Source organism: Sphingomonas lacusdianchii, from assembly GCF_022664395.1.
GTDB lineage: Bacteria > Pseudomonadota > Alphaproteobacteria > Sphingomonadales > Sphingomonadaceae > Sphingomonas > Sphingomonas lacusdianchii.
Window position 1 is genome coordinate 1 of sequence record NZ_JAKRET010000030.1, and the last position, 21,774, is coordinate 21,774.

Sequence of the window (21,774 nt, forward strand, 5' to 3'; positions counted from 1 at the left end):
CATGCTCATACATCACACGGCCTGTCAGGGCTGCATAGCCAGTTTCACGGGCGTCGCGAATGCCGCCTACCCCCAACCCAGTCAGTCCGCTTAGGGTGTCATTTCGCCCTCAGCCGGAACCGACCCCTAGAAGGCCAGGACCGCGAGCTGGCGTTGCTACGCCGTGCCGTGGAGGGATTGGCGGCCGAGCGGGCGCATATCGACGTGCCGGACTATACCGAGACGCTGGGGCGGATGCAGCAAGGCGTGGACGCCACGGCCGACCGGATCGCGGTCATCAATGACGTGATCGCGCGGAGTCCGGCGCTGGCGATGACGCCCGAGCAGATGGCGCAGCGGATCGCCGCAGCGGGCAACGCCGCACGGCGTGAGGACCAGGCGGCGCTCGCCAAAGCGGGCGAGGACAAGGCCCGCATCATGGCCGAGCTTCGCGCCGTCGCCGGGTCCGCATGGACACGGGCGGACCAGAAGAACCGGCAGCTATGGTTCGGGCTGGGCGGCGCGGCGGCGGGCATCCTTGCATGGGCGATCCTGCCCGGCCTCGTCGCGCGCGAGGTCGCGCCGGCGAGCTGGCAATGGCCCGAGCGAATGGCGGCACGGACGCTCGACCTTCCCCGTTGGGAAGCAGGGCAGCGGATGATGCAGAGCGCCAGCTCGACCGCGTTTAGCGCGATCGTCGCGGGCGATAAAATTGTGACGGCGAATCGCGAAATGATCGAAAGGTGCGAGAAGGCCGCGATCAAGACGGGCAAGGCAGTGAGTTGTACAATCAGGATAAAGCCGGAAGAGCAGCGATAGGCGTGGAGAGTACCCGGAATCAGCTGGATTGTGACGGCGAACCGAACTTGCCGACTTCACCACCGTGCCTGTGTGCTTTTGTTAAAGCCCGACGAACAGAGTTGCACTCAACACGTGATTGGTACGATCCTCTCCCCGTCGAAACACGCGTTGGTTCAGATAGCCTGGCTCTATCCGCACCCGGTGCGCGACCGGTACACCAATGCCGACGAAAGTGCGCCACTGGTCCACCCCGTCACGAGCGCCCCAGATCGTCGAGTTCAGATTCAAGAACCCCTCGGTGAAGGCGACCGCCTGCACCGCCCCTTCGCGCGCAATCGGCACCTGCAACCGAACGAACTGGCGCAGTCGCCATCCGGTGTCCTCTCGGCCCTCGATCATACGCTGTTCGAGCCGCGTGCGGCTGATAACCAGCGGAGCTCCGCCCCGTCCCCGAACAGCGGCGAACTGGACCTGCTGCCAGAGCCTGTGTTCATTGACTGTCTGGCCATTAGCAGGATCGGTGCGAATGTAGGCGTAACCGGCGATTGCGTGAGCGTCGCGTGCGATCCGCGCGCCGATCGCCGGCCTTGCTATAAATTGGCTGCCTCCCCCGACATCATCGGTCGCACGGGCCTGCGTTTCAAGCCACAGGAATAGGTCACCGCGTACTGGACCCGTAGCGATTACTGCGCCCCATGCTTGCGTGTCGTCCTGCGCATGAGCGGGAGTACAGAGGGAAGCGCTCCCGACACAAGCGAGCATAAAGGACATTTGTCGAAGGACCGGCATCTTCATCGGCTCTGCTCCCCTTGATGGATTGGACTAGAGATGGTGAGGCTCTGGGCTGCGGTGGCTTGTCGACTAGCTCAGGCCAACCACGCCGATCGCAGCCCCGATCGCCAGCACGACGGGCGTGGCGAGCTTGTTCTTCCAGCGGTACATGACCCCGAGCGCGACAGCGAAGATGAGCGCGCTGGTGACTAGGCTCGGGGTGCGCGCGGCCGTAGTCCGGGCGAGGTCGAGGACCGTCACCACGATCAGGCCGACAACGCCGGCCGCCACCCCAGCAAGGAAGAGCTGCAACCGCTTGTGCTCGACCACGGCTTCCAGCCGATCGTATAACAGGAGCGAGAAGGCGAAGGCGGGAAGGAACATGCCAGCCGTCATCGCTAGCGCGCCCGCGAGCCCGCCGCTGATCCAACCGACGAAAGTGGCGAAGATGACGAGCGGAGCCGGCAGGATGCCCGAAAGGCCAAGTCCGTCGAGGAACTGCGCGTCGGTCATCCAGCCCCGTCCCACCGTGTCGTTCCGGATGAACGGGATCGCGGTGTAGGCTCCGCCGAAGGTGAGGAGCCCGCCCTTCAACCCGGCCCAGAACAGGGCGGCGGTGGTGGGAGCGGGTCCCAGAGCGCCGGCAGCGGCTCCCGTGGCTTCCGGGCCTCCCCCCCAGGTGAGGGCCGCCATGCCGACTGCGAGAGACACCACGACCGTAGCCAAGGCGTAGCGCCCGGTGGAGCCGAGCGCGTAGGCCGCGCCGGCCGCCGGAAGCACGATCCAGAAGCTGACGCCAGCGAGCGATGTAGCCGCCGCCGCAATTGCTGCGGCCCACAGCCACGGGTCGAGCAAGATGTGCTCACCGATGCGATGGACCGCGCGGACAATGACGGCGATCACCGCTGCTTGGACGCCTAGGAATGCGGCTCCGAGGAGCGTTCCTTGGATCGGGAGCCGCGTGTACGCCCAGGCGAGCGCGAGCATGAGCACGAGGCCCGGCAACATAAAGCCGAGTCCTGCGAGAAGGCCCCCCAGCCGTCCTTTGGCGCGGATGCCGAGATGAACGCAGAGTTCATGCGCTTCGGGCCCGGGGAGCACCTGCATGACCGCGAGGAGCTTGTTGAACCGGTCGCTGGGTATCCAGCGCTCCTCGTCCACCAGTTCGCGCCGGATCATTGCAATCTGTGCCACGGGTCCGCCGAACGCCATCATGCCGAAGCGCAAGAAGCGCAGGAATAGCGCGGGATAACTTAGCTCTGGCGGCCGGGCTTCATCCAGGGCCGCGCCCGCCGGGACAGGATGTTCGATGCTTGACATGTCCTGCTCCCCTTATGCGCCGCGTCGCTTGGTGAAATGTGCGTAGAAGCCGTCGAGCGCGCCTGACCCTTGGGCGATGCGCTCAACGTCAACGTCGGTGCCCGCGCAGATGCCGTTGATGAGCGCAGCGATGCCGGCGGTTTCCGGCCTACCGAACTTGTCGTCGGCGATGTCGAGGTCGTGGATGATCTCGGCAAGCGCAACGAGCGCCTGATCGCCATCGAGCCCCGTCCGATATGTCAGCGTTTCGAAGGTGCAGCGGTTGCCTTCGTGTGTGAACTCCGCGTCCGCCATGTCGAAGCGAAGCTCGCCGGGCTCGGGCTGGTAGTCCTTGCCATCCACGAACTTGAAGCTGGGGCTCGGGTCGATGAACCGACGTATGAGCCAGGCCGACGCGATGCGATCGACATGCACGTGACGGCGTGTGACCCAAGTGCGGCCTTTCAGCTCCACGGGCGTCAGCTCCGGCGCTCCCGGTCCGCTCACGTCGGGGTGGCGGCCGGCGCGACCCTCCGCTTGGGTCATCGCGGCGTCCGCCGCCTGCCGTCCGTGCGCCCCGAAGAAGTCGACCCCTGCGATCTCGTCCAGGCGCTTACGCAGGCGCCGAACGTCGGCTGACGACACGTATTCCGCCTCGGCGATCGTCCGCGCTTCGCGCGCCAACTCCTCGTAATCCGCGTCGCGGGCTGCGTCGAACAAGGCGCGAAGCTCCGCGTCAACCATCCCCTCGACCAGCCGGGCCTCCAGGATCAGCGCCTCGCCGCCCCCGGCGGTGATCTCCGCTCTGAGTTCCTCGAAGAGCGCGCGGGTGTCGTCGCGAGCAGGGAGCGCGTGGACGGCATTCTTGAGCGGGGCGGCTCCCATCGCCTGCAAGCGCCGCCATACCCGCACGCGCAGATAGGCGGGCTTGGACGGAAGCTGTGGGATCAGCAGCAGCCAGTCGCGCGGCTCAGGCGAGGAAACATCAGGCATGAAGCACCTGTAACATAGTGACGCAACGAACGTACACTTGTATCGTTTACTTGGATGAGCTAAAACTTGGAGGAGGAGACCGCGATGCGTGCCGTTGGATCAGGTACTGCCGCCATGCTGCCGTGCTCAGCGGCCTCGTCTGCCCCGGCCCAACCACGCTATGAGACGGTAGCGCAGTTCTACCGGACGTGTGCCGACGAGACGAACAGGAAGGCGAACGGCCGCTGCGAGGCGTATCTCGCTGGTGCCGCTGAGACGCTTTCCGCTTTCGGCAACGGCGGCAGCGAAGCCGGAATCTGCGGGCGAGGCGTTCAAGCGGACGAGCTGAGCCGTATCTTCCTGGCGTGGGCGGCAGAGAACCGTCATGCAGCCAACCTGCCCCGGTTGGCGGGTGTGACGATGACGCTACGCCAACGCTTCCCATGCCGACAAACCAATTGAGATCGAGGAGAGAAGCATTGCGTCACTTGTTGCTCCCGCTGGCGATCGCGCTCGCTGCGCCAGCCGCCGCCCAGACAAACCCGCAAGCGGCACCGCCCGAGGCGAACCGCGACAGGTGGGCGCTCGTGGACAAGAGCCTTGGCCGAGCCGGAACGACGCAGCCCGATGGTGTTCGCCGTTATGGCTTCCCCCGCAGTGATCTGAACGTTCAGCTCGACGGTGTGACAATCAAGCCGGCGCTCGCCCTCGGCTCCTGGGCGGCGTTCCACCCCATGGGCGACCAAGTAATGATCATGGGCGACCTCGTGCTGACGCATGAGGAGGTAAATCCGGTCATGAGCCGTTTGCTGGCATCCGGCTTCACGATCACCGCGCTCCACAACCATCTGCTCCGTTCCGCGCCCGCGACCATGTACATGCACATCGGCGGCCATGGTGACCCCGTGAAGCTCGCGACCGCCCTCCGCGAAGCGCTCGCCGCCAGCCGTACACCGATGACGGCACCATCAAGGGACTCGCAGCCGCCGTCCGCTGGCGCGGGCTCGTCGCCGCCAATCGCCCTCGACACCGCCGCGCTCGACCGGCTGATGGATGGCAAGGGCAAGCCCAACGGCGGCGTGTATCAGTTCAGCTTTCCGCGCGCGGAGAAACTGAGCGATGGCGGCATGCCCGCGCCAGCGTCCATGGGCACCGCGACCGCGATCAACTTTCAGCCGACTGGCTCCGGCCGGGCGGCGATCACCGGCGACTTTGTGCTCACCGCGGCCGAGGTCGATCCCGTGCTCCGCGCGCTACGCGCTGGCGGCATCGAGGTGACCGCGCTCCATAATCACATGCTGGATGACCAGCCCCGGCTCTTCTTCATGCACTTCTGGGCGAACGACGATGCTCAGAAGCTCGCACGCGGGCTCCGTGCAGCATTGGACAAAACGAATGTGCAACGGAGCTGACCTATGACACGGAACTGGTGGACGGCGCTGTTCGCCGCAGCCGCGCTGGCGCCTACAGGCGCGCTCGCTCAAGACGAAACACCAAGCGATATGCAGGGTCTGGCGCTGCTCACGAGCTGCCGGGCAGGCGAGCCGGGCTGCGGAGCTTACCTCCAGGGCATAGTTGACATGATGATCGCCCAGCAGAGGGTCTGTGATCCACCTCGTTACAATCGTCATCGGTTACGGACCGCCTATGTGCGCTGGGCGGATGTCAACACCTACTTCCACGACAAGCACATGATGGCGGGCGCAGAGCGCGCAATGAGCGAGACTTGGCCCTGTCGGTCGAACTCACCACAATAACGATATTTGGTGTCGCAACCGGTCGAGACTGTTGAAAAAGGATCGCGTGGGATCAGCGTGGTGGATGACAGGTGACGCCGGGCACCGGAGGATGCGCCGCGTATCAGGCCGGCGCGGCCTGCCGGGCCAGCAGCTGGAGGTTGTATGCCGCGGCAGCCATGGAGAACTCCTCAGCTGCTCCGGCGAGGCCTCTCAGCTTGAGCGTTCGTAGCCCCAAGTTGCGTTTCAGGTGGCCGAACACGCGCTCGATCCGCTTTCTTCGACGCCGCGCGTGCACATAGGCGTCGGTGCCGGCAAGGGCGCGCGCGGCATCGCGGGCATCCTCGCTGACGAGGCGGGTGATGCTGCGTTTCCGGCTGACGGTGCATCGGGGCTTCAGTTCGCAGCCAGCACAATCGGCAACATGGCTTCGGTATACGCGAACTTGGTTGGCGCGTTTGGTGCCGCAATAGCCGAGCGGCTTATCGGCCGGGCAGCGATAGGTATCGGCCTCGCGGTCATAGCGAAAAGCATCACGGGTGAAGAAGGCGTCGCGTTGGCGGCTGCGGTCGATGACCGGGATGTACGGGGTGATTTTCCGGTCGATTAGCCAGCCGAGCAACGGGCCGCTGCCATATGCTTTGTCAGCCGCGAGGCTCTCGGGTTCGATGCCCAGCCTGGTGCCGGCGCGTGACACCAGCGTCCGGGTCGCCGCCACCTCGGCTGCGAAGCGGGCGGGCGTCGCCTCCACGTCGAGGATGCAGTCGGTGTCGAGGTCGAGCAGGGGGTTAATGGCGTATGCGTAGCGCGCCGGTCCGTGCTTGCAGGTCAGCGCCGCCTGCGGGTCGGTCGGCGAGATGCTGGTCGGATCGACGGGCGCTGGTTCGTCGGGGTCCGGCGGCAACGCGGCATCGAGCGCCGCCAGATATTCGGCGACGGGTCGCGATATGCTTTCCCCGGCACGAAGCTCGTCTGCGGCGACGGCCCCCTTCAGCTTCTTCTCGCGGCTGGCGTCGGCCATGATCGTGCTGCCGTCCACCGCCAAGTCGCGCCCCGTTACCAGCCCGGCCGCGGCGCACCGCGCGACTACCTGCTCGAATAGCAGACGATGTAAGTCGCAGGCGCGGAAGCGGCCGTGCCGGTTCTTGGAGAAGGTGGAATGGTCGGGCACTCGGTCGCCCAGATCGAGCCGGCAGAACCAGCGATAAGCGAGGTTGAGATGCACTTCCTCGCACAGGCGCCGTTCCGAGCGGATGCCGAACAGGTAGCCGACAAGCAGCATCCTGAGCATCAGCTCCGGATCGATCGAGGGTCGACCGCTCGCGCTGTAGCTCGCTGCCAGCGCCGCACGCACGAAGCCGAGGTCCAGCACGCCGTCGATGCGCCGGAGAAGGTGGTCGGCAGGCACATGATCGTCGAGCCGGAAACCGTAGAACAGCGCGCCTTGCGCCACCTGCCGACCCATCATGTCCATACTCCCGCCGCCTGGCAGGAGTGAATCACGCCTTCCTCGTCGTCGCAAGCACGCGTTTTTCAACAGTCTCGGTCGGTTGTGACACCGCCACCCTGCCCCAGCTTTTCCAAGGGTTTGCAGGTGTCACAACCCCGTGCCAGAATGAAGGCATGGAAATTGGCTATGCCCGCGTGTCGCGAGGCGACTCCCAGGACATAGACCCGCAGCTTCGCGCGCTCCGCGATGCGGGGTGCGATCCCATCTACCAGGAGGAGGCATCGGGTGGCCGAGCTGACCGTCCCGAGCTGGCGCGCGCGATCGGCGCGTTGAGGCCCGGCGACGTGTTCGTGGTGTGGTGTAGATGTCAGCGCTGATTGGCACGTGGTGTCAGCGATAAACGGCACAGCCCACCCAAAGGCCGAAGGCTTTTACGCCTCAATGATGAGCGCGAATAGCAGAACTGCGCCTAGCCCAGTCGTCATCAATCCAGCTATTCCAAACATGATCGTGTTAGACCAATAATGGAAAGGCTCTGCTTCTCGGTCAAATGTCCACCCCTTGATGCGAGCCTTGCCCGACCGCAGAGAACGTGTGAACTGCCACCACGCAAGTGACGCAACGAGCAAAAACAGTAAGTCGAGCAAAACAAGGCTTATCACTCCGATCCTCCTCAATCATGCTGCCTTCGCAGGTGTGATAGGCTGGCGACCCAAAGTTCGGTACACGGTGGGGCGCGAAATCGAGAACAGCTCGGCCAGGTCGCTGATTGAATAGTCGTCGGTGTCGTACATGCGGCGAAGTTCCTTCTGCTGCCGATCGGACAGCTTGGGCTTCTTGCCGCGCAGCTTCCCCTTGGCGCGCGCGACCGCCATGCCCTCACGAGTGCGGAGCTTGATGAGGTCCGCCTCGAACTCGGCGAAGGTAGCAAGGATGTTGAAGAACAGCTTGCCCATCGGGTCGGCCGGATCGTGGACGCTGGCCCCAAGCTGGAGCTTCACCCCACGGGCGGCGAGGCCGTCACCGATTGCGCGCGCATCTGGCACCGAGCGGGCAAGCCGGTCGAGCTTCGGCACCACCAGCGTGTCGCCGCTCCGCACCGCCGCGAGAGCTTGGTCGAGGCCGGGGCGATCCCGGTTCGTGCCGGTGAAGCCCTTGTCGGTGTAGATGCGATCGGCCGCCACCCCAAGCTTGAGCAGCGCGTCGTGCTGCGCAGCGAGGTCCTGTTTATCGGTCGAGCAGCGGGCATAGCCGATCAGCGTGTGCGTCATGGCCAGAGTGTAACGTATAAGGCCCCGTCACCGCAAAAGATATGGTACTATCTATGTGAGACTCGGCATCCGGTCGTTTTCCATGGGTCGGGCAACCGACCGGGGCGGGTCCGCTGAACGATCCTCTATCGGACAGGGGCGATCACCATGGCGGATGATCGAGGACCGGAGATAGGAAGCGCCGAGGTCGCGAAGCGCATGGCCGTGCTGCGACCGCATCTGCATGATGCCGTGCCGCTGGTGGACGCAGCCGAGAAGGCCGGCATCCCGATCCGCACCGCCCGGCGCTGGCTGGCGCGATACCGGGCGGATGGCCCGGCCGGGCTCGCGCGCCCTCCGCGACCAGAGGTGGGCACGCGCACGTTCCCCAAAGCGCTGGTCGAGCCGATCGAAGGTATGGCCCTGGCGAAGCCGCCACCTTCGATCGCAACCATTCATCGCCGGCTCGCCGGCCTTGACTGCGTACATGCGGCACTCACGGTCCAGCTTGGCATCGGGCAACTCGGATCGTCATCGACGCCGGCAGATGATCGCTTTGCGGCTTACGACTGGTCGGTTGGGTTAGCTAGTGGCCCAAATACCTTCCTCCTCCACGATCCAACCGATGAAATCGCTTTGCCCATCGCGGAGCATAAACATCCCGTCGCCTCCGAGAACGGCTTCGGCGAGCAATGTGCGGGCCGGGTCAGTCACTTATTCGGCCACTATTATAGATGCACCTTCTGATCATCGCCGGATGGCAACATGCCATTTAGCTCTGACAATGACGTGCCAATCAGCGCTGACATCCACAGGAAAAGCTGGAGCGGTGCGCCGGTGTCACAACCGGACGGGCCTGTTGAAAAATGCCGGACATGCCGGGTTGCTCCTTCGTTTCACCCCTACCGTGAGGAGCGCCGCTATGATGGGACCAGCCTGTCGCGGTGGGCGGGGAGGGGCGTCCCGTCACACCATAGAAGCCGTGTTGCCCGCAGGCCACCTCTTGCGCCGCATCGATCGGTGTCTCGATACTGGCGAGCTGAGAGAAGCGTTGGCCGGTCATTACAGCGCGCGTGGGCGGCCATCGATCGATCCCGAGTTGCTCATCCGCATGACCCTGATCGGCCGCATCTACGCGATCACGTCCGAGCGGCGCCTGTGCGAGGAGTTGCGCTACAATCTTGCCTATCGCTGGTTCTGCCGCCTCGCGCCGGGAGACAAGGTTCCGCACCACTCGACGTTCAGCAAGAACCGGCATGGACGCTTCCGCGACGCCGGCGTCTTCCGGCAGCTGTTCGAGGCCACGGTGCGCCGCTGCATCGGGGAGGGTCTGGTCGGAGGCAAGGACGCCGCGATCGACGCCTCGTTCATTGAGGCTGATGCGTGCTGGCAGCGCAAGACCGTGCCTGGCTATTTGCCCTATGTAGCGAACGCCGGTCGTCCCGTCCGGGAGTGGCTGAGCGATCAGGGCAGTGTCAGCACAAAGCCTGGCGGCTCGAAGGACTTCGAGGGCGTTTCGCGAACCGATCCCGCCGCAGCTTGGTCGGCGCGCCCAGGTCGCGCGCGGTTCGGCTATGCGCTGAATGCGCTCGTCGACACGCCGAGCGGCGTTGCGCTTGACGTCGAGGCGACCCCGGCTCGCTTTGCCGAGGAGGTCGATGCCGGTCGTGTCATGCTCGGACGAGCCGCGGATCGCTTTGATTATCACCCCAAGCGGGTCGCTGCCGACAAGGCCTATGGCAGCGCCGGCTTCCTTGGGTTCGTGCGGGATCATGGCGCGACGCCGCACATCCCGGTGATCGACCGCACGCAGCAGACGAAGGGCAAGCTGCCGCGATCGGCATTCAGCTACGACCGTGACACTGACAGCTTCACCTGTCCGATCGGCAAGACGCTCTGGCACCACACGTTCCATCTGCCCACTGGCGTACACCGCTATGCCGCCGATGCACGGGACTGCGAAGCATGTGTGCTTCGAAAGACATGCACGAAGGCGCGACGTCGCACGCTGGTTCGTCTCGACCATGAGGACGCCCGGGATCTCGCGAGAGCCGAACTGGAAACCGGGCTCTTCAAGCGATCCATGCGATTGCGGCGCGGGGTCGAGCGGTTCTTCGCTGACGCCAAAGGCAAGCATGGCATGAGGCGACTTCACCTGCGCGGCATCCGGGGAGCGGAGGAAGAATTCCTGATCGGCGCGTCGGTGATAAATCTGATGATCCTGGCGCGGCCCCAGCGGCTGACGGGCAAGCCGCGCCGGGGAGTATGCGTCCCCGCAGCGCTGACGCCGGCTGCGATTTCGGCCCGGTCGATTGAACACGACGTTATCGCCTCTCTTGCTCGACGATATGCCTAATCGCTGAGGCGCGGCGTGATTCATCACGCGGCGCGCAGTCGTTCTTTGCGGTACGGCACGCCATCAAGCAGCGCCTGGCCCGGCGCCTTGGGTGTGCCGTCGCCGTTCACATACATATAGAGCGTTGTGGTCGTCATGCCGAGGCGGCGCGCGACGTCGGCCGCGACCGCGTTGCGATCGGACATCGCAGCCATCGCAAGGGTGGCCTTGTCCATCTTACGCGGCCGACCGCCCATCCGTCCCCGCGCGCGTGCCGCGGCAAGTCCCGCCTGAGTCCGCTCTGCGATGAGCTCGCGCTCGAACTCGGCGAAGGCTGCGAAGATGCCGAAGGCGAGGCGGCCGTTGGCAGTCGTGGTGTCGATCTGCGCGCCGGCACCCGCCAGCACCTTCAGGCCAATGCCACGCTCCCGGAGCGCCTCGGCCGTGATGACCAGATGTCGGAGATCGCGCCCGAGACGATCGAGTTTCCAGAGGACAAAGTGTTGCCGGGCTGCAGTGCCTTCAGGCACGCGGTCAGCCCGGGGCGGGCGTCATGCCGCCCCGACGCGAGGTCTTCATAGATCCGCGAAGGATCGACGCCGGCAGCGAGCAACGCATCGCGCTGGGGTGCCAGCGTCTGCGAGCCGTCAGCTTTGGACACCCTCACATATCCGATGAGCATCGTTACCCTGCCAGAAAAGACATCCGGTACCCTGCAATGTGCCGGTGGTTTCCGCAACGGGTTTTCCGATCTTCGGAATGCGCTGAGGAGGCAAAATCCTCGACCGCCAGAAAACCGGCCGTTTTTCTGGCTGTAGCAGCGCAAGTGATTCATTTCATCGGCTCAAATGATTTGCAGCAAGTTATGCACCATCGCCGACTGGTTCGAGCGAAGGAAAGCAAGCCGGGCGCGCCGTTGACGCTGATCGGCGGAACCACGATCTCGCCGAAGACTTGGCGCATCGCCTCAGCCGAGCCTCCACCGACGCGCGCGAGCGCAATGCCGAACCGCTGTTACACCTGACGCGTCAGGGTCAGTTGCAGCAGCTCGGATCCATGCGCGATCATCTCGGCATGAGCAGGTAGTGTGCTGTCTACTTCGACGAGTTGCTGCCGCAGCCGGCAATCGCGAGTGGAGGATGCGAATGTAGCACACTCGGCCATACTGGCAGCCGAACGATGGGCTTAAATTTTTTTTATCGATCTTTGGATAAAAGGGTGGGGAGTTGTTCCCGTAAGCGGTGAGGCGAATTCGGGAGTCATTTCCATCAGGAGATCGCAGGTGATCGGTTGGTTCAAGAAGAATGCGCCCATTCGGCGCAAGTTTGACATTTTGTTCGGCACTTACACCGCGCTGGGCGCGGTCCCGGTCACGACCACCTGGATGGCGCTGAACGGATATGGCGAGCCGCTTCCGCTCACCGCAGCGGCGGGCGCGGCGCTTCTGGTGATCATGGTGCTCGCCCAGGCGTCGAAGAAACTGGTCTGCGATCCCTATGTCGGCACGGTCGTGCGCATGGAGGGTCTGGCTGCCGGCGATCTCGACAGCCCGATCGCCTTTACCGATCATCGCGACTGTGTCGGTCGGATGACCAAGGCGATGGACGTGTTCCGCACCAACGGCGAGGTCGTTAAAAACGCAGCGGCCGCGCAGGAGCATATCGTCCACGAGCTCGGCACCGGCCTAGCGAAGCTTGCCACCAGCGACCTCAGCCATCGCATCCATGCGCCGTTCCCGGCCGAGTATGAGCGCCTTCGCACCGACTTCAACCGCGCGATGGACGCGGTTGCCGAGGTGATGGCAGCGGTCGGCGAGGCGACCAGCGGCATCAACAACGGCGCGAGCGACATCCGTCAGGCGTCCGACGATCTGTCGCAGCGCACCGAGCAGCAGGCCGCCAGCCTGGAGCAGACGGCTGCGGCAATGAACGAGATCACCGGCACCGTACGCGAAACCGCCGCCGGCGCCAGCCGCGCCAATGCGGTGGTGAGCGAAGCGCGTGCCGAAGCCGAGCAGTCGGGCGACGTTGTCCGCCGCGCGGTTGAGGCGATGAACGGGATCGAGCGCGCTTCGACCGAAATCAGCGACATCATCAGCGTGATCGACGGTATAGCGTTCCAGACCAACCTGCTCGCGCTCAACGCAGGCGTCGAAGCGGCGCGTGCGGGCGATGCCGGCAAAGGCTTTGCCGTCGTCGCGTCCGAAGTCCGCGCACTGGCCCAGCGCTCCGCCGATGCCGCCAAGGACGTCAAGTCCAAGATCATGACGTCGTCCGAGCAGGTCGAGGTCGGCGTCGAGCTTGTGAGCGAGACCGGCAAGGCGCTCCAGCGCATCATCGTCCGCATCAGCGACATCAGCGCGCTGGTGGGCACGATCGCCACCTCCGCCGAGCAGCAGGCAACCGGCCTCCAGCAGGTCAACACCGCCGTGTCCGAAATGGACGGCGTTACGCAGCAGAATGCCGCGATGGTCGAGGAAGCGACCGCAGCCGCGCGCAGTCTTGCCGAGGAAGCTGACGAACTGGCCCGCCAGGTCGCCCGGTTCCGCCTCGACGGCACCGAACGCGCCGCATCCACCCCGACGGTGGTGCACGATCTCCAGAGCCGTGCAGCCAAGGCCGGACGCGACATTGCGCGCACCTCGCGCCGCAAGGTCGCGGCAGGCAGTGGATCGGCCGCGCTGGCGGTGGCGGAAGATGACTGGTCGGAATTCTGACCAGTCGCACCCAACCGTTCGACAGGGATCACGCCATGACCATCATTCTCGATGCGGTGCTCGACACCGCTGCTGCCGGCTCGCTGCGCGTGGCACTGCGCAAGGCGATCGAAACCGGGCAGCCGCTCGTCATCGACGCCGAGCATGTGGAGCGCGCCGGGCAGGCCTGCCTGCAGGTGCTCGTGGCGGCCCGTTCGACGGCCGAACTCGCCGGCCTCGGCTTCAACATCCAGAAGCCGAGCGCCGCCCTTACCGAGATGACGAGGCTCGCGGGCCTCGACGCCCTCGTCGCCAACTGATCCAGGAACGCTGCACATGGACCTCGATGCGATCCAGCAGATCTTCTTCCAGGAATGCGAGGAAGGCCTCGCAGGCATGGAAGGCAATTTCGCCGCTCTGCGCGCGGGTGACCGCGATGCAGAGACGATCAACGGCGTCTTTCGCTGCGTACATTCGATCAAGGGCGGCGCCGGCGCTTTCGGGCACGAACGGCTCCGGGCCTACACGCACCAGTATGAGACGTTGCTCGACCTCGTGCGCAACGGCACGCTCGACCTGACGTCCGAACTGCTCGACCTGGTGATGGCGGCGTTCGACCTGCTCGCGGACCATGTCGCGGCCGCGCGCGACGGCGACGCGGTACCCGACGACGCTACGATGCTCCATCGTTTGTCGGCCGCCACAGGTGGCAGCATAGCGGCCACCGCAGTCGCCGCGCCGCAGGAGGCACCCGCGGCCCCGGCCGCAGCCTCCTCGGACGATTTCGACGACCTGATGGCGATGCTGGGCGAAGTGGCTCCGGCTCTCGCCGAGGCGACGACCGCAGAGGCGTCCACCGACGACGTGGCCGCCTCGGTCCAGGTCGCTATCGATAGCTGGCGCCTGACCTATCGTCCGACTGCGAATGCCTTCGATCATGGCGCGGAGCCGCTGCTGCTGCTGCGCGAACTGTCGCTGCTGGGCGGGCTGGTGACGTCGTGCGACTGCTCGACCCTGCCGAGCCTCGACGCGCTCGACCCGGAATACGCCTATCTTTACTGGGAGGTATCGCTTCCGGCCTATGTCGCGGAAGACGATATCCGCGCCGTGTTCGAGTTCACCGATGCGTGCGCGATCTCGCTCGAGCGCGGGCCGATCGCCGGTGCGCCGGCAGCCGCGGAGGCGCCAGCCGTTCCGGACGTCATGGTCGACATGGATGCGCTCCTGGCATCGATCGAGATTCCCACGCCCGAGGCGAAGGTCGAGCCGGTCGAAACGCAGCCCGCCGCCGCAGCGCCTGCGGTCGCGCCGGTCGCACCCCCTGCCGCGACCCCATCCGCTGCCCCTGCCGCCATGCCTGCCGCCGACGATGCGCGCAGCGCGTCGAAGACGGCGCCGGCGCCGACCGCGCAAACGATCCGCGTCGATCTCGACAAGCTCGATCGGCTGGTGAACCTGGTCGGCGAGCTGGTCATCACCCAGGCGATGCTCGCGCAGCGCCTGTCCGAAAAGGACCTGGGGGGAACGCCCGAGCTGACCGATCTCGAAAACCTGACGCGCGAGCTCCAGGAATCGACGATGGCGATTCGCGCCCAGCCGATGAAGACGGTCTTCAGTCGCGTGCCGCGGATCATCCGCGAGCTGGAAGGCGAAACCGGCAAGCGCGTCCGCCTGGAAGTCGATGGCGAGATGACCGAGGTCGACAAGACCGTGGTCGAGCGGATCGGCGAGCCGCTGACCCACCTCATCCGCAATGCGGTCGACCATGGCCTCGAATCCACCGAGCAGCGCATCGCTGCGGGCAAGTCGCCCGAAGGCGTGGTGCGGCTGTCGGCCGCGCATCAGTCCGGCCGGATCGTGATCACCGTGGCCGACGACGGCAAGGGGATCGACCGGGCTCGGGTCCGCGCCAAGGCAGTCGAGCGCGGTATCATGCACGCCGATGCGACGCTGAGCGACGAGGAGATCGACAATCTGATCTTCGCACCGGGCTTTTCCACCGCAGCGGTCGTGTCCAACGTGTCCGGACGCGGGGTGGGCCTGGACGTCGTGCGCAAGAATATCCAGGCGCTGGGCGGCCGCATCAACATCCAGTCGCGCGACGGGATGGGATCGAGCTTCTCGCTGAGCCTGCCGCTGACCCTGGCCGTGCTCGACGGAATGATCGTGACGGTCGGCGCGCAGACCTTGGTGATCCCGCTCGGCCACATCGTCGAAAGCCTTCGGCCGACCGACGACGTGCTCAACCGCTTCGGCCCGGACGGCTCGTTCCTGGACGTGCGCGGCGCCTATGTGCCCGTGCTCGCGATCGCAGACCATCTCAGCATCGTCGATGCGGAGCGCGACCCCAAGAAGGCCGTACTGATCGTGGTCGATGGCGACCAGGGCCAGACAGCTTTGCTGGTCGACTCGATCCAGGACCAGCGCCAGGTCGTCGTGAAAAGCCTGGAGGCCAATTTCCAGGCGCTCAACGACGTTGCGGGTGCAACCATCCTCGGCGACGGCCGCGTTGCGCTGATCGTCGACGTTGACTCGCTGACCGCCCGCGGCGGCCCGGCGCGCGGCGCGATGGCAAAGGCCGCCTGATCATGGCATCGCTTGCCACTACGGAGCGGGCGCGTGAGTTCGCTTACACCTCCGCCGATCACCAGGCGGTCGCGTCCCTGGTCTATGAGGAAGTCGGAATCCTCCTTCCCGACGGCAAGGCGCAGCTCGTCTACGGGCGACTGGCGCCGCGCGCACGGGCCTGCGGGGTCGAGAGCATCAGCGCCTATGTGCGGCTGATCCAGAGCGACGACGTGGAACGTGCCCGCGCGATCGACGCGCTGACCACGAACCACACCTGCTTCTTCCGCGAGAACCACCATTTCGACGATTTCGTCGCGCGGCTGTGGCCCGCTCTGTCGGCACGGCTCGCCAAGGGCGGCCGCGTGCGGTTGTGGTCGGCGGCCTGCTCGAGCGGCGAGGAACCCTATACCTGGCTGATGGCGATGCTGGGCAGCGACCGCGGCGCCGCGCAACGGCTGCTCAAGGGCGACCTGCGCATGCTCGCCACGGACGTTTCGCCCAGCGTCCTCGCGACGGCGCGCGAGGGCCGATATTCTGCGCAGACGCTCAAGACCGTGCCGCCCGCGCTGCGCAATGCGTGGGTCAAGGGCAAGAGCGACGCGCTGGCGATCGACCCGGCACTGCGCGACGCGATCGCGTTCCGCCCGCTCAACCTCCCCGGCGAATGGCCGATGCAGGGGCAGTTCGACACGATCTTCTGCCGCAACGTGATGATCTATTTCGACGAACCGACCAAGGCGCGGCTCCAGTCGCGGCTTGCCGATCGACTGGAAATTGGTGGAATGATGTATATCGGTCATTCGGAACGGCTTGTCGGCGGCGTCGAGAAGCGTTTCCAATGCGTCGGCCGCACCGCGTACCTGAAGGTGGCGGCATGACCGTGCGAACCCTAATCGTCGACGATTCGTCGACGATGCAAGCCCTGATCCGTTCCAAGCTGGCGGCCGACCCTGATATCGAGGTGATCGGCATCGCCAGGGACGCGAACGAGGCCCGCTCACAGATCAAGGCGCTCGACCCCGACGTCGTCACGCTCGATGTCGAGGTGCCCGGCATGAACGGGCTGGATTTCCTCGAGCGGCTGATGCGGCTGCGGCCGACCCCGGTCGTGATGCTGTCGACGCTCACTTCGCAGGGCGCCGACGTCAGCTTGGCCGCGCTGGAGCTGGGCGCGTTCGACTGTTTCGACAAGGCGCGGCTGCGCGGTGCACCCGGCACCTTCCCCGGCCCGGGCCTGTCCGAACTGGTGCGCGCCGCATCGCGCTCGCGCCGCTATGCGCCGGCTGAGCGTCCGGCCTCGCCGCCGCCTCGCGCCGACTACGCGCCGCGGCCCGGCAGCATGATCGCGATCGGCGCCTCGACCGGTGGGGTCGAGACGCTGATCGCGCTGCTGGCCGACTTTCCGGCCAACTGCCCGCCGACCGTGATCGTGCAGCATATGCCGGCCAGCTTCACCGCGAGCTTCGCGGCCCGGCTCAATCGCCTGTGCCCGCCGCAGGTGGAGGAGGCGCGCGCCGGCGCGCCGCTGGAGGTGGGCAAGATCTACCTCGCGCCCGGCGGCGACCGGCATCTCGAGATCGGCGGCGAAGGCCGCCGGCGGGACTGCTGGCTGATCGAAGGCGACAAGGTCAACGGCCATCGTCCATCGGTCGATCGCCTGTTCTATTCGGTCGCCCGCCTTGCCGGCGCCGATGCGGTCGGCGCGATCCTCACCGGGATGGGCGGGGACGGGGCGGAGGGCCTGAAGGCAATGCGTGGCGCGGGATCGATCACCCTCGGCCAGAACCGGGCGACGAGCGTGGTCTACGGCATGCCCGCGGTTGCATTCCAAATCGGTGCCGTCACCGAGCAGCTGCCGCTGCGCCGGATCGCGCCGCGCCTGCTGGCGGAGTGCGCGGCATGAGCGCGCTTACCGCACGCGACGGCTTTCGCCGCATCACCGTCGCCCAGGGCGAGACGCAGGTTTCCGACCAGAGCGACGTGGTGCTGACGACGGTGCTCGGAAGCTGCATCGCCGCCTGCTTCTACGATCCGGTCGTGCAGGTGGGGGGGCTGAACCACTATCTGCTGGCCGACGGCACCGCGTCCGACGGCGCTTCGATGCAGCGCTACGGCGTCTATGCGATGGAAGTGCTGATCAATGCGATGCTCGCGATGGGCGCGACACGTCACCGTATCAAGGCCCGCATCTTCGGCGGCGCGACGATGCGGCAGGGGTTCCGCAACATCGGCGGGACCAACATCGCCTTTGCCCGAGATTTCCTGCGCGACGAGCGCATCCCGCTCGTGGGCGAGGATGTAGGCGGCACCGGCGCCCGCCGGGTCGAGTTTCGCGCTGCTTTGGGCCTCGCCCGCTGCCGCAACATTGCCGATTCCATGCCCACGCCGATCGTACGCAAGCCGGCGGCACCGCCCGCATCGATCGGCGACGTGGAATTCTTCTGATGACCGATATTGCATCCAGGAGCCTTCAATGACGGCCAAGACGATCCTCACCGTGGACGATTCGCCCAGCATGCGGATGCTGTTGCGCATAGCCCTCACCGACTTGGGCTACAGCGTGGTCGAAGCCGAAGACGGCGTCCACGCGCTGGAGAAGCTGGACGGCCTCGAGCCGGACCTGCTGATCACCGACATCAACATGCCGCGGATGGATGGCTTCGGCCTGATCTCCGAGGTGCGCGGGCAGGGCAGGCGCGGCCTGCCGATCCTGGTGCTCACGACGGAGAGCTCGGACGAGAAGAAGCAGCGCGCCCGCGACGCGGGTGCGACCGGCTGGATCGTCAAGCCCTTCCATCCCGACAAGCTGGCGACCGCGATCCGCCGCGTCCTCCACTGAATTCCTTCGAGGAGTAAGTTCCGATGACCCGCCAACTGATCACCTTCCAGCTCGACGACCAGATCCTGGGCGTCGACATCATGGCGATCCGCGAGATCCGTGCATGGTCGCCAGCGACGCCGCTGCCCAACGTGCCTTCGCACGTGCGGGGCGTGGTCAACCTGCGCGGCGTGGTGCTGCCCGTGATCGACCTGCGCTGCCGCCTCGGCTGGGGCGTCACCGACCCGACCGCGCGTCACGTGATCATCGTCGTTCGGATCGGCAACCAGCTGCAGGGCATTATCGTCGATGCGGTGAACGACATCGTCACGATCCCGGCCGAGGTGATGCAGGGCCTGCCCGACATGGGCGAGGCGGAAGCCGCCCGCTTCCTCGAAGGGCTGGCGACGATCGAGGATCGCATGATCCTGGTGCTCGCGCTCGATCGCCTGGTCGAGCAGCCGCCGGTCGCCGAAGCCGCCTGACCTCCTTTCTTGTCCTTATTCGCCCCCCAAACGCTCACTCTAGCTCCCGAAAGATATCGAAGATGGCTGCCACCAAAGTCCTAGTGGTCGACGATTCGCTCACCATGCGCGCGCTCATATCGGGTGCGCTCGAACGTATTCCCAACGTCGAGGTCGTCGGCCTAGCGGACGGCGCGGCGGAAGCGCGCGACCTGGTTTCGCAACTCCGTCCGGACGTGATGACGCTGGACGTCGAGATGCCCGGCATGAGCGGCATCGACTATCTGGCCGAGATCATGGAATCCAAGCCGATGCCCGTGATCATGTTCTCGACCCGGACGACGGACGGGGCGGCGGATTCGATCAAGGCGCTGCGGCTAGGCGCGATCGACTGCTTCCCCAAGCCGCGCGTGGCGGCGCCGAAGGAGCTGGACGCGATCATCGCCAAGCTGGGCAAGCGCATCAAGGCCGCCAAGGGTGCCGAGCTGTGCGGTCCGCGCACCGAAGCCGCGAAGCCCACCGCCGCCCCGCCGATCGACTGGAACGGCCGACCGCTGGTCGTCGGCGGCGACGCATCGAGCACGGCTGCGCTGTTTGAGCTGTTCGGCGCCTTCCCGGCCAATTGCCCGCCGACCTTGGTGGTGCAGCACCTTGCCGTCGGCCTGGTCGAGGGCATGGTCGAAAAGCTCAATCAGAACGTCGCGCCGGAGGTGGTGGTCGCCACGGACGGCATGGCGATCGAGCAGGGCAAGATCTATTTCGCGCCGTCGGGCGACAATCACATGGTCGTGGATGCGTGGCCGAACGGCCGCATCCGCTTGCTCCCGCGCGAGCCGGTTGCGGGCGAGCGCCCGTCCATCTCCCTCCTATTCGCCGCAACCGCGAAAGCGGCGGCCCGGGAAGCGGTCGGCGTCCTGCTGATCGACGGAAGCGAGGATGGCGGCGGCGGGCTCAAGGCGCTGCTCGGCGCCGGCAGCAATGCCTTCTCACCGGCGGAAACGGGCGGCGGCTTCACGCTGGAGCGCGGCTTCGCGGCGCAGCCGGTCGCGTCGAACGCACTCTCCGCAACCATCCTGAAGATGTGCTCGAAATGATGCACGCGCCTGTATTGTCGCGTGGAGTGTCGTTGCTGGATGCGCTGGCGGAGGAACTCGTCCTCGCGTCCAACATCCTGGGCGAGCTCGCCTACGATCTCGGCGCCGACGAGACGACGCTGCGGCGGCACATGACGAGCTTGCAGAAGATCGACCAGCTCACCCAGTCGCAGCTTGCGATCGCCGACGTCCTGCGCGGGATCGACGATCCGGACGCAGCAGTGGCGGGCGTGACGCTGGAAGAGATGGCAGACCGCATCCGCGCCGCGATGGCGGGCGAACCGGCCCCGGTTGTCGCTGCACATGTGATTCGGGATTGCCCCGGACAGATAGTTGGGTGAGCTGCCTCGTCTGAGTGATGTATCGAGTAATGGTCTGGATCGAGGAAGGGAATGCGAATACCTTCGAAGAAGCACAAGCCCGAGAAGATCAACGGTAAGCGGTGTTAATTCGCCACGTGGGCGGCGTATGTCCACGCCATGAGGTCGCCGAGCGCGTTGATGTGGTGCCCATTGGCAAGGCGCATGAGGGTATCGGTCAACCAAGCCTTCGGAGGGGCAGAATGATAGTGTCATCGAAACAGAAACAGCTGCACGCCGAGACGATCGCGGCCGCCCATGCACTACGCGACGCGGTGCAAAGCGGAGGCATCCCAGTGGGATTTGGGCAGCTGCGTATGTCATTTGCCGGAGCAAGCAAGGACATGCTCGCCAGTGTCCAGGCGGTCATGGCCAAGCTCGACTTTGACATGCGCCGACAACTCCCCGGCCTCGAGCGCGTCGTCAACAGCGAGCGCGAACTGCGCCTCATCTATTCGCAGCACGTTTCCCGCTGGCCGACGACAGCGATTGAAGCCGACTTTTCGCGCTATGCAGCAGAAGTATGCGCGTTGGTAGCGCGGGTGAAACCCCACACAGAATTGTTGGAAAAAGAGCTTTACGAACCAGCCGCCCGGATGTTCGCAATTATTGTTTGATGGCCACCTCAGGCTGACAAAGCTTCAGAGAAGTACGCTCGACCCTCGCGCCTTCACGAAGATTATCGCCGGCCTATCCGCGTCGGCTCGACAGCAATCGAGCATTGCACTAGATTGCCGGTCCGGTCGGCGCGCTTCGCGCATCCCGCCAGCGCGGAGCGGTTGGCGATCACCAGCCGGTTCGCAGCGGTGACGTTGGCGAACGCCTGCGCGTCGCCGGCCTGCATCATGCGCTGGCCGCCTTCCCACATCGGCATGGCGAGCGTACGCGCCGCCATCTTCTCCGGCCATTGCCAGCTCGCGGGCACGGCGCGCGCGACGATGCCGGCGAACACCGCCCACAGGGCCATGCCGACAACGATCCCGCCGATCGCCGCCAGCATCACCCACCGCTTCTGATCCTCGGCACGCCGCGCCGACGCGGTGACGCCCTGCAAGATAGGGGTCACTGCACGAAAGTGACATTTACGTACGCCAAGGGCGAACGTAGCTAGAACATCAGGCTTTCGCTTTTGCTGCTACGTCTTCAAGCGCCTTGTAGAGCGCGGTCTTGCCAACCTTGAGGC

The 21,774-nt window shown here is 65.6% G+C and carries 25 protein-coding genes and 1 pseudogene; 19 read left to right on the forward strand and 7 right to left on the reverse strand.

Translation table 11 applies throughout. The features are described 5' to 3' along the window. Positions 1-153 precede the first annotated feature (153 nt). Positions 154-798, forward strand: a complete 645-nt coding sequence (locus MF607_RS21015) for a DUF6118 family protein (RefSeq protein ID WP_242122068.1) — start codon at positions 154-156, stop codon at positions 796-798. Between the two features lie 81 nt (positions 799-879). Here MF607_RS21015 and MF607_RS21020 read toward each other — a convergent pair whose 3' ends face one another. The 3 genes from MF607_RS21020 to MF607_RS21030 form a co-directional block, all read right to left on the reverse strand. After that, positions 880-1,575, reverse strand: a complete 696-nt coding sequence (locus MF607_RS21020; RefSeq protein WP_083956696.1) for a DUF2490 domain-containing protein — start codon at positions 1,573-1,575, stop codon at positions 880-882. 66 nt (positions 1,576-1,641) lie between these two features. After that, the gene (chrA, locus tag MF607_RS21025) at positions 1,642-2,871 is read right to left on the reverse strand and encodes a chromate efflux transporter (protein ID WP_083956697.1); all 1,230 of its coding nucleotides are present in this window, start codon (positions 2,869-2,871) and stop codon (positions 1,642-1,644) included. A gap of 12 nt (positions 2,872-2,883) precedes the next feature. Next, complete coding sequence (locus tag MF607_RS21030) at positions 2,884-3,843, reverse strand: chromate resistance protein ChrB domain-containing protein (RefSeq protein ID WP_242122069.1); 960 nt, start codon at positions 3,841-3,843, stop codon at positions 2,884-2,886. 84 nt (positions 3,844-3,927) lie between these two features. Between MF607_RS21030 and MF607_RS21035 the strand changes: the two genes are divergently transcribed. The 3 genes from MF607_RS21035 to MF607_RS21045 are packed head-to-tail and all read left to right on the forward strand — an operon-like array spanning position 3,928 to position 5,579. Then, positions 3,928-4,284, forward strand: a complete 357-nt coding sequence (locus MF607_RS21035; protein WP_144036355.1) for a Rap1a/Tai family immunity protein — start codon at positions 3,928-3,930, stop codon at positions 4,282-4,284. A gap of 17 nt (positions 4,285-4,301) precedes the next feature. After that, complete coding sequence (locus MF607_RS21040) at positions 4,302-5,234, forward strand: DUF1259 domain-containing protein (protein ID WP_242122070.1); 933 nt, start codon at positions 4,302-4,304, stop codon at positions 5,232-5,234. Positions 5,235-5,237: 3 nt separating this feature from the next. Next, the gene (locus MF607_RS21045) at positions 5,238-5,579 is read left to right on the forward strand and encodes a Rap1a/Tai family immunity protein (RefSeq protein ID WP_088183015.1); all 342 of its coding nucleotides are present in this window, start codon (positions 5,238-5,240) and stop codon (positions 5,577-5,579) included. 103 nt (positions 5,580-5,682) lie between these two features. Here MF607_RS21045 and MF607_RS21050 read toward each other — a convergent pair whose 3' ends face one another. Beyond that, positions 5,683-7,026 carry an IS1182 family transposase gene (locus MF607_RS21050; RefSeq protein WP_242122087.1) on the reverse strand — a complete coding sequence of 448 codons (1,344 nt, stop codon included), beginning with the start codon at positions 7,024-7,026 and terminating at the stop codon, positions 5,683-5,685. Between the two features lie 155 nt (positions 7,027-7,181). On the opposite strand from MF607_RS21050, the gene MF607_RS21055 reads away from it, so the two are divergent. Beyond that, on the forward strand, positions 7,182-7,385 hold the full coding sequence (locus MF607_RS21055; RefSeq protein WP_242122071.1) for a recombinase family protein: 204 nt from the start codon (positions 7,182-7,184) through the stop codon (positions 7,383-7,385). A 300-nt stretch (positions 7,386-7,685) separates the two neighbouring features. Here the strand turns inward: MF607_RS21055 and MF607_RS21060 are convergent, their stop codons facing one another. Beyond that, a complete protein-coding gene (locus MF607_RS21060) occupies positions 7,686-8,279 on the reverse strand; it encodes a recombinase family protein (RefSeq protein ID WP_242122072.1) in 594 nt (197 codons plus the stop codon). Between the two features lie 147 nt (positions 8,280-8,426). On the opposite strand from MF607_RS21060, the gene MF607_RS21065 reads away from it, so the two are divergent. Next, positions 8,427-9,005 carry a helix-turn-helix domain-containing protein gene (locus MF607_RS21065; protein WP_242122073.1) on the forward strand — a complete coding sequence of 193 codons (579 nt, stop codon included), beginning with the start codon at positions 8,427-8,429 and terminating at the stop codon, positions 9,003-9,005. A 178-nt stretch (positions 9,006-9,183) separates the two neighbouring features. Then, positions 9,184-10,614 carry a transposase gene (locus MF607_RS21070; protein WP_488803481.1) on the forward strand — a complete coding sequence of 477 codons (1,431 nt, stop codon included), beginning with the start codon at positions 9,184-9,186 and terminating at the stop codon, positions 10,612-10,614. 23 nt (positions 10,615-10,637) lie between these two features. Here the strand turns inward: MF607_RS21070 and MF607_RS21075 are convergent. Continuing rightward, positions 10,638-11,275, reverse strand: a pseudogene (locus MF607_RS21075) (recombinase family protein). A 144-nt stretch (positions 11,276-11,419) separates the two neighbouring features. On the opposite strand from MF607_RS21075, the gene MF607_RS21080 reads away from it, so the two are divergent. The 12 genes from MF607_RS21080 (at position 11,420) to MF607_RS21135 (ending at position 21,208) form a co-directional block, all read left to right on the forward strand. Next, on the forward strand, positions 11,420-11,617 hold the full coding sequence (locus MF607_RS21080; protein WP_242122075.1) for a hypothetical protein: 198 nt from the start codon (positions 11,420-11,422) through the stop codon (positions 11,615-11,617). A gap of 258 nt (positions 11,618-11,875) precedes the next feature. Beyond that, positions 11,876-13,309 (forward strand): methyl-accepting chemotaxis protein, encoded by a 1,434-nt coding sequence (locus MF607_RS21085; protein WP_242122076.1) that lies wholly within the window; start codon positions 11,876-11,878, stop codon positions 13,307-13,309. 35 nt (positions 13,310-13,344) lie between these two features. Further along, the gene (locus tag MF607_RS21090) at positions 13,345-13,608 is read left to right on the forward strand and encodes an STAS domain-containing protein (RefSeq protein WP_242122077.1); all 264 of its coding nucleotides are present in this window, start codon (positions 13,345-13,347) and stop codon (positions 13,606-13,608) included. Positions 13,609-13,624: 16 nt separating this feature from the next. Continuing rightward, a complete protein-coding gene (locus tag MF607_RS21095) occupies positions 13,625-15,874 on the forward strand; it encodes a chemotaxis protein CheA (protein WP_242122078.1) in 2,250 nt (749 codons plus the stop codon). Between the two features lie 2 nt (positions 15,875-15,876). Beyond that, positions 15,877-16,734, forward strand: coding sequence for a CheR family methyltransferase (locus tag MF607_RS21100; protein WP_242122079.1), 858 nt, complete (start codon positions 15,877-15,879; stop codon positions 16,732-16,734). Continuing rightward, positions 16,731-17,759 carry a protein-glutamate methylesterase/protein-glutamine glutaminase gene (locus MF607_RS21105; RefSeq protein WP_242122080.1) on the forward strand — a complete coding sequence of 343 codons (1,029 nt, stop codon included), beginning with the start codon at positions 16,731-16,733 and terminating at the stop codon, positions 17,757-17,759. Before MF607_RS21100 ends, MF607_RS21105 begins: the two co-directional genes overlap by 4 nt. Continuing rightward, a complete protein-coding gene (locus MF607_RS21110; RefSeq protein ID WP_242122081.1) occupies positions 17,756-18,301 on the forward strand; it encodes a chemotaxis protein CheD in 546 nt (181 codons plus the stop codon). Before MF607_RS21105 ends, MF607_RS21110 begins: the two co-directional genes overlap by 4 nt. A 28-nt stretch (positions 18,302-18,329) precedes the next feature. Beyond that, positions 18,330-18,695, forward strand: a complete 366-nt coding sequence (locus MF607_RS21115; protein ID WP_242122082.1) for a response regulator — start codon at positions 18,330-18,332, stop codon at positions 18,693-18,695. A gap of 23 nt (positions 18,696-18,718) precedes the next feature. Further along, positions 18,719-19,159 carry a chemotaxis protein CheW gene (locus MF607_RS21120; protein WP_242122083.1) on the forward strand — a complete coding sequence of 147 codons (441 nt, stop codon included), beginning with the start codon at positions 18,719-18,721 and terminating at the stop codon, positions 19,157-19,159. Between the two features lie 62 nt (positions 19,160-19,221). After that, positions 19,222-20,232 carry a chemotaxis protein CheB gene (locus MF607_RS21125; RefSeq protein ID WP_242122084.1) on the forward strand — a complete coding sequence of 337 codons (1,011 nt, stop codon included), beginning with the start codon at positions 19,222-19,224 and terminating at the stop codon, positions 20,230-20,232. 32 nt (positions 20,233-20,264) lie between these two features. Continuing rightward, positions 20,265-20,573, forward strand: a complete 309-nt coding sequence (locus MF607_RS21130; protein WP_277926034.1) for a hypothetical protein — start codon at positions 20,265-20,267, stop codon at positions 20,571-20,573. 221 nt (positions 20,574-20,794) lie between these two features. Further along, on the forward strand, positions 20,795-21,208 hold the full coding sequence (locus tag MF607_RS21135; RefSeq protein WP_242122085.1) for a hypothetical protein: 414 nt from the start codon (positions 20,795-20,797) through the stop codon (positions 21,206-21,208). A 62-nt stretch (positions 21,209-21,270) separates the two neighbouring features. On the opposite strand, the gene MF607_RS21140 is transcribed toward MF607_RS21135, so the two are convergent. After that, positions 21,271-21,657: a DUF6118 family protein gene (locus tag MF607_RS21140; RefSeq protein ID WP_242122086.1), complete on the reverse strand. Its 387-nt coding sequence runs from the start codon at positions 21,655-21,657 to the stop codon at positions 21,271-21,273. Between the last annotated feature and the right edge of the window lie 117 nt (positions 21,658-21,774).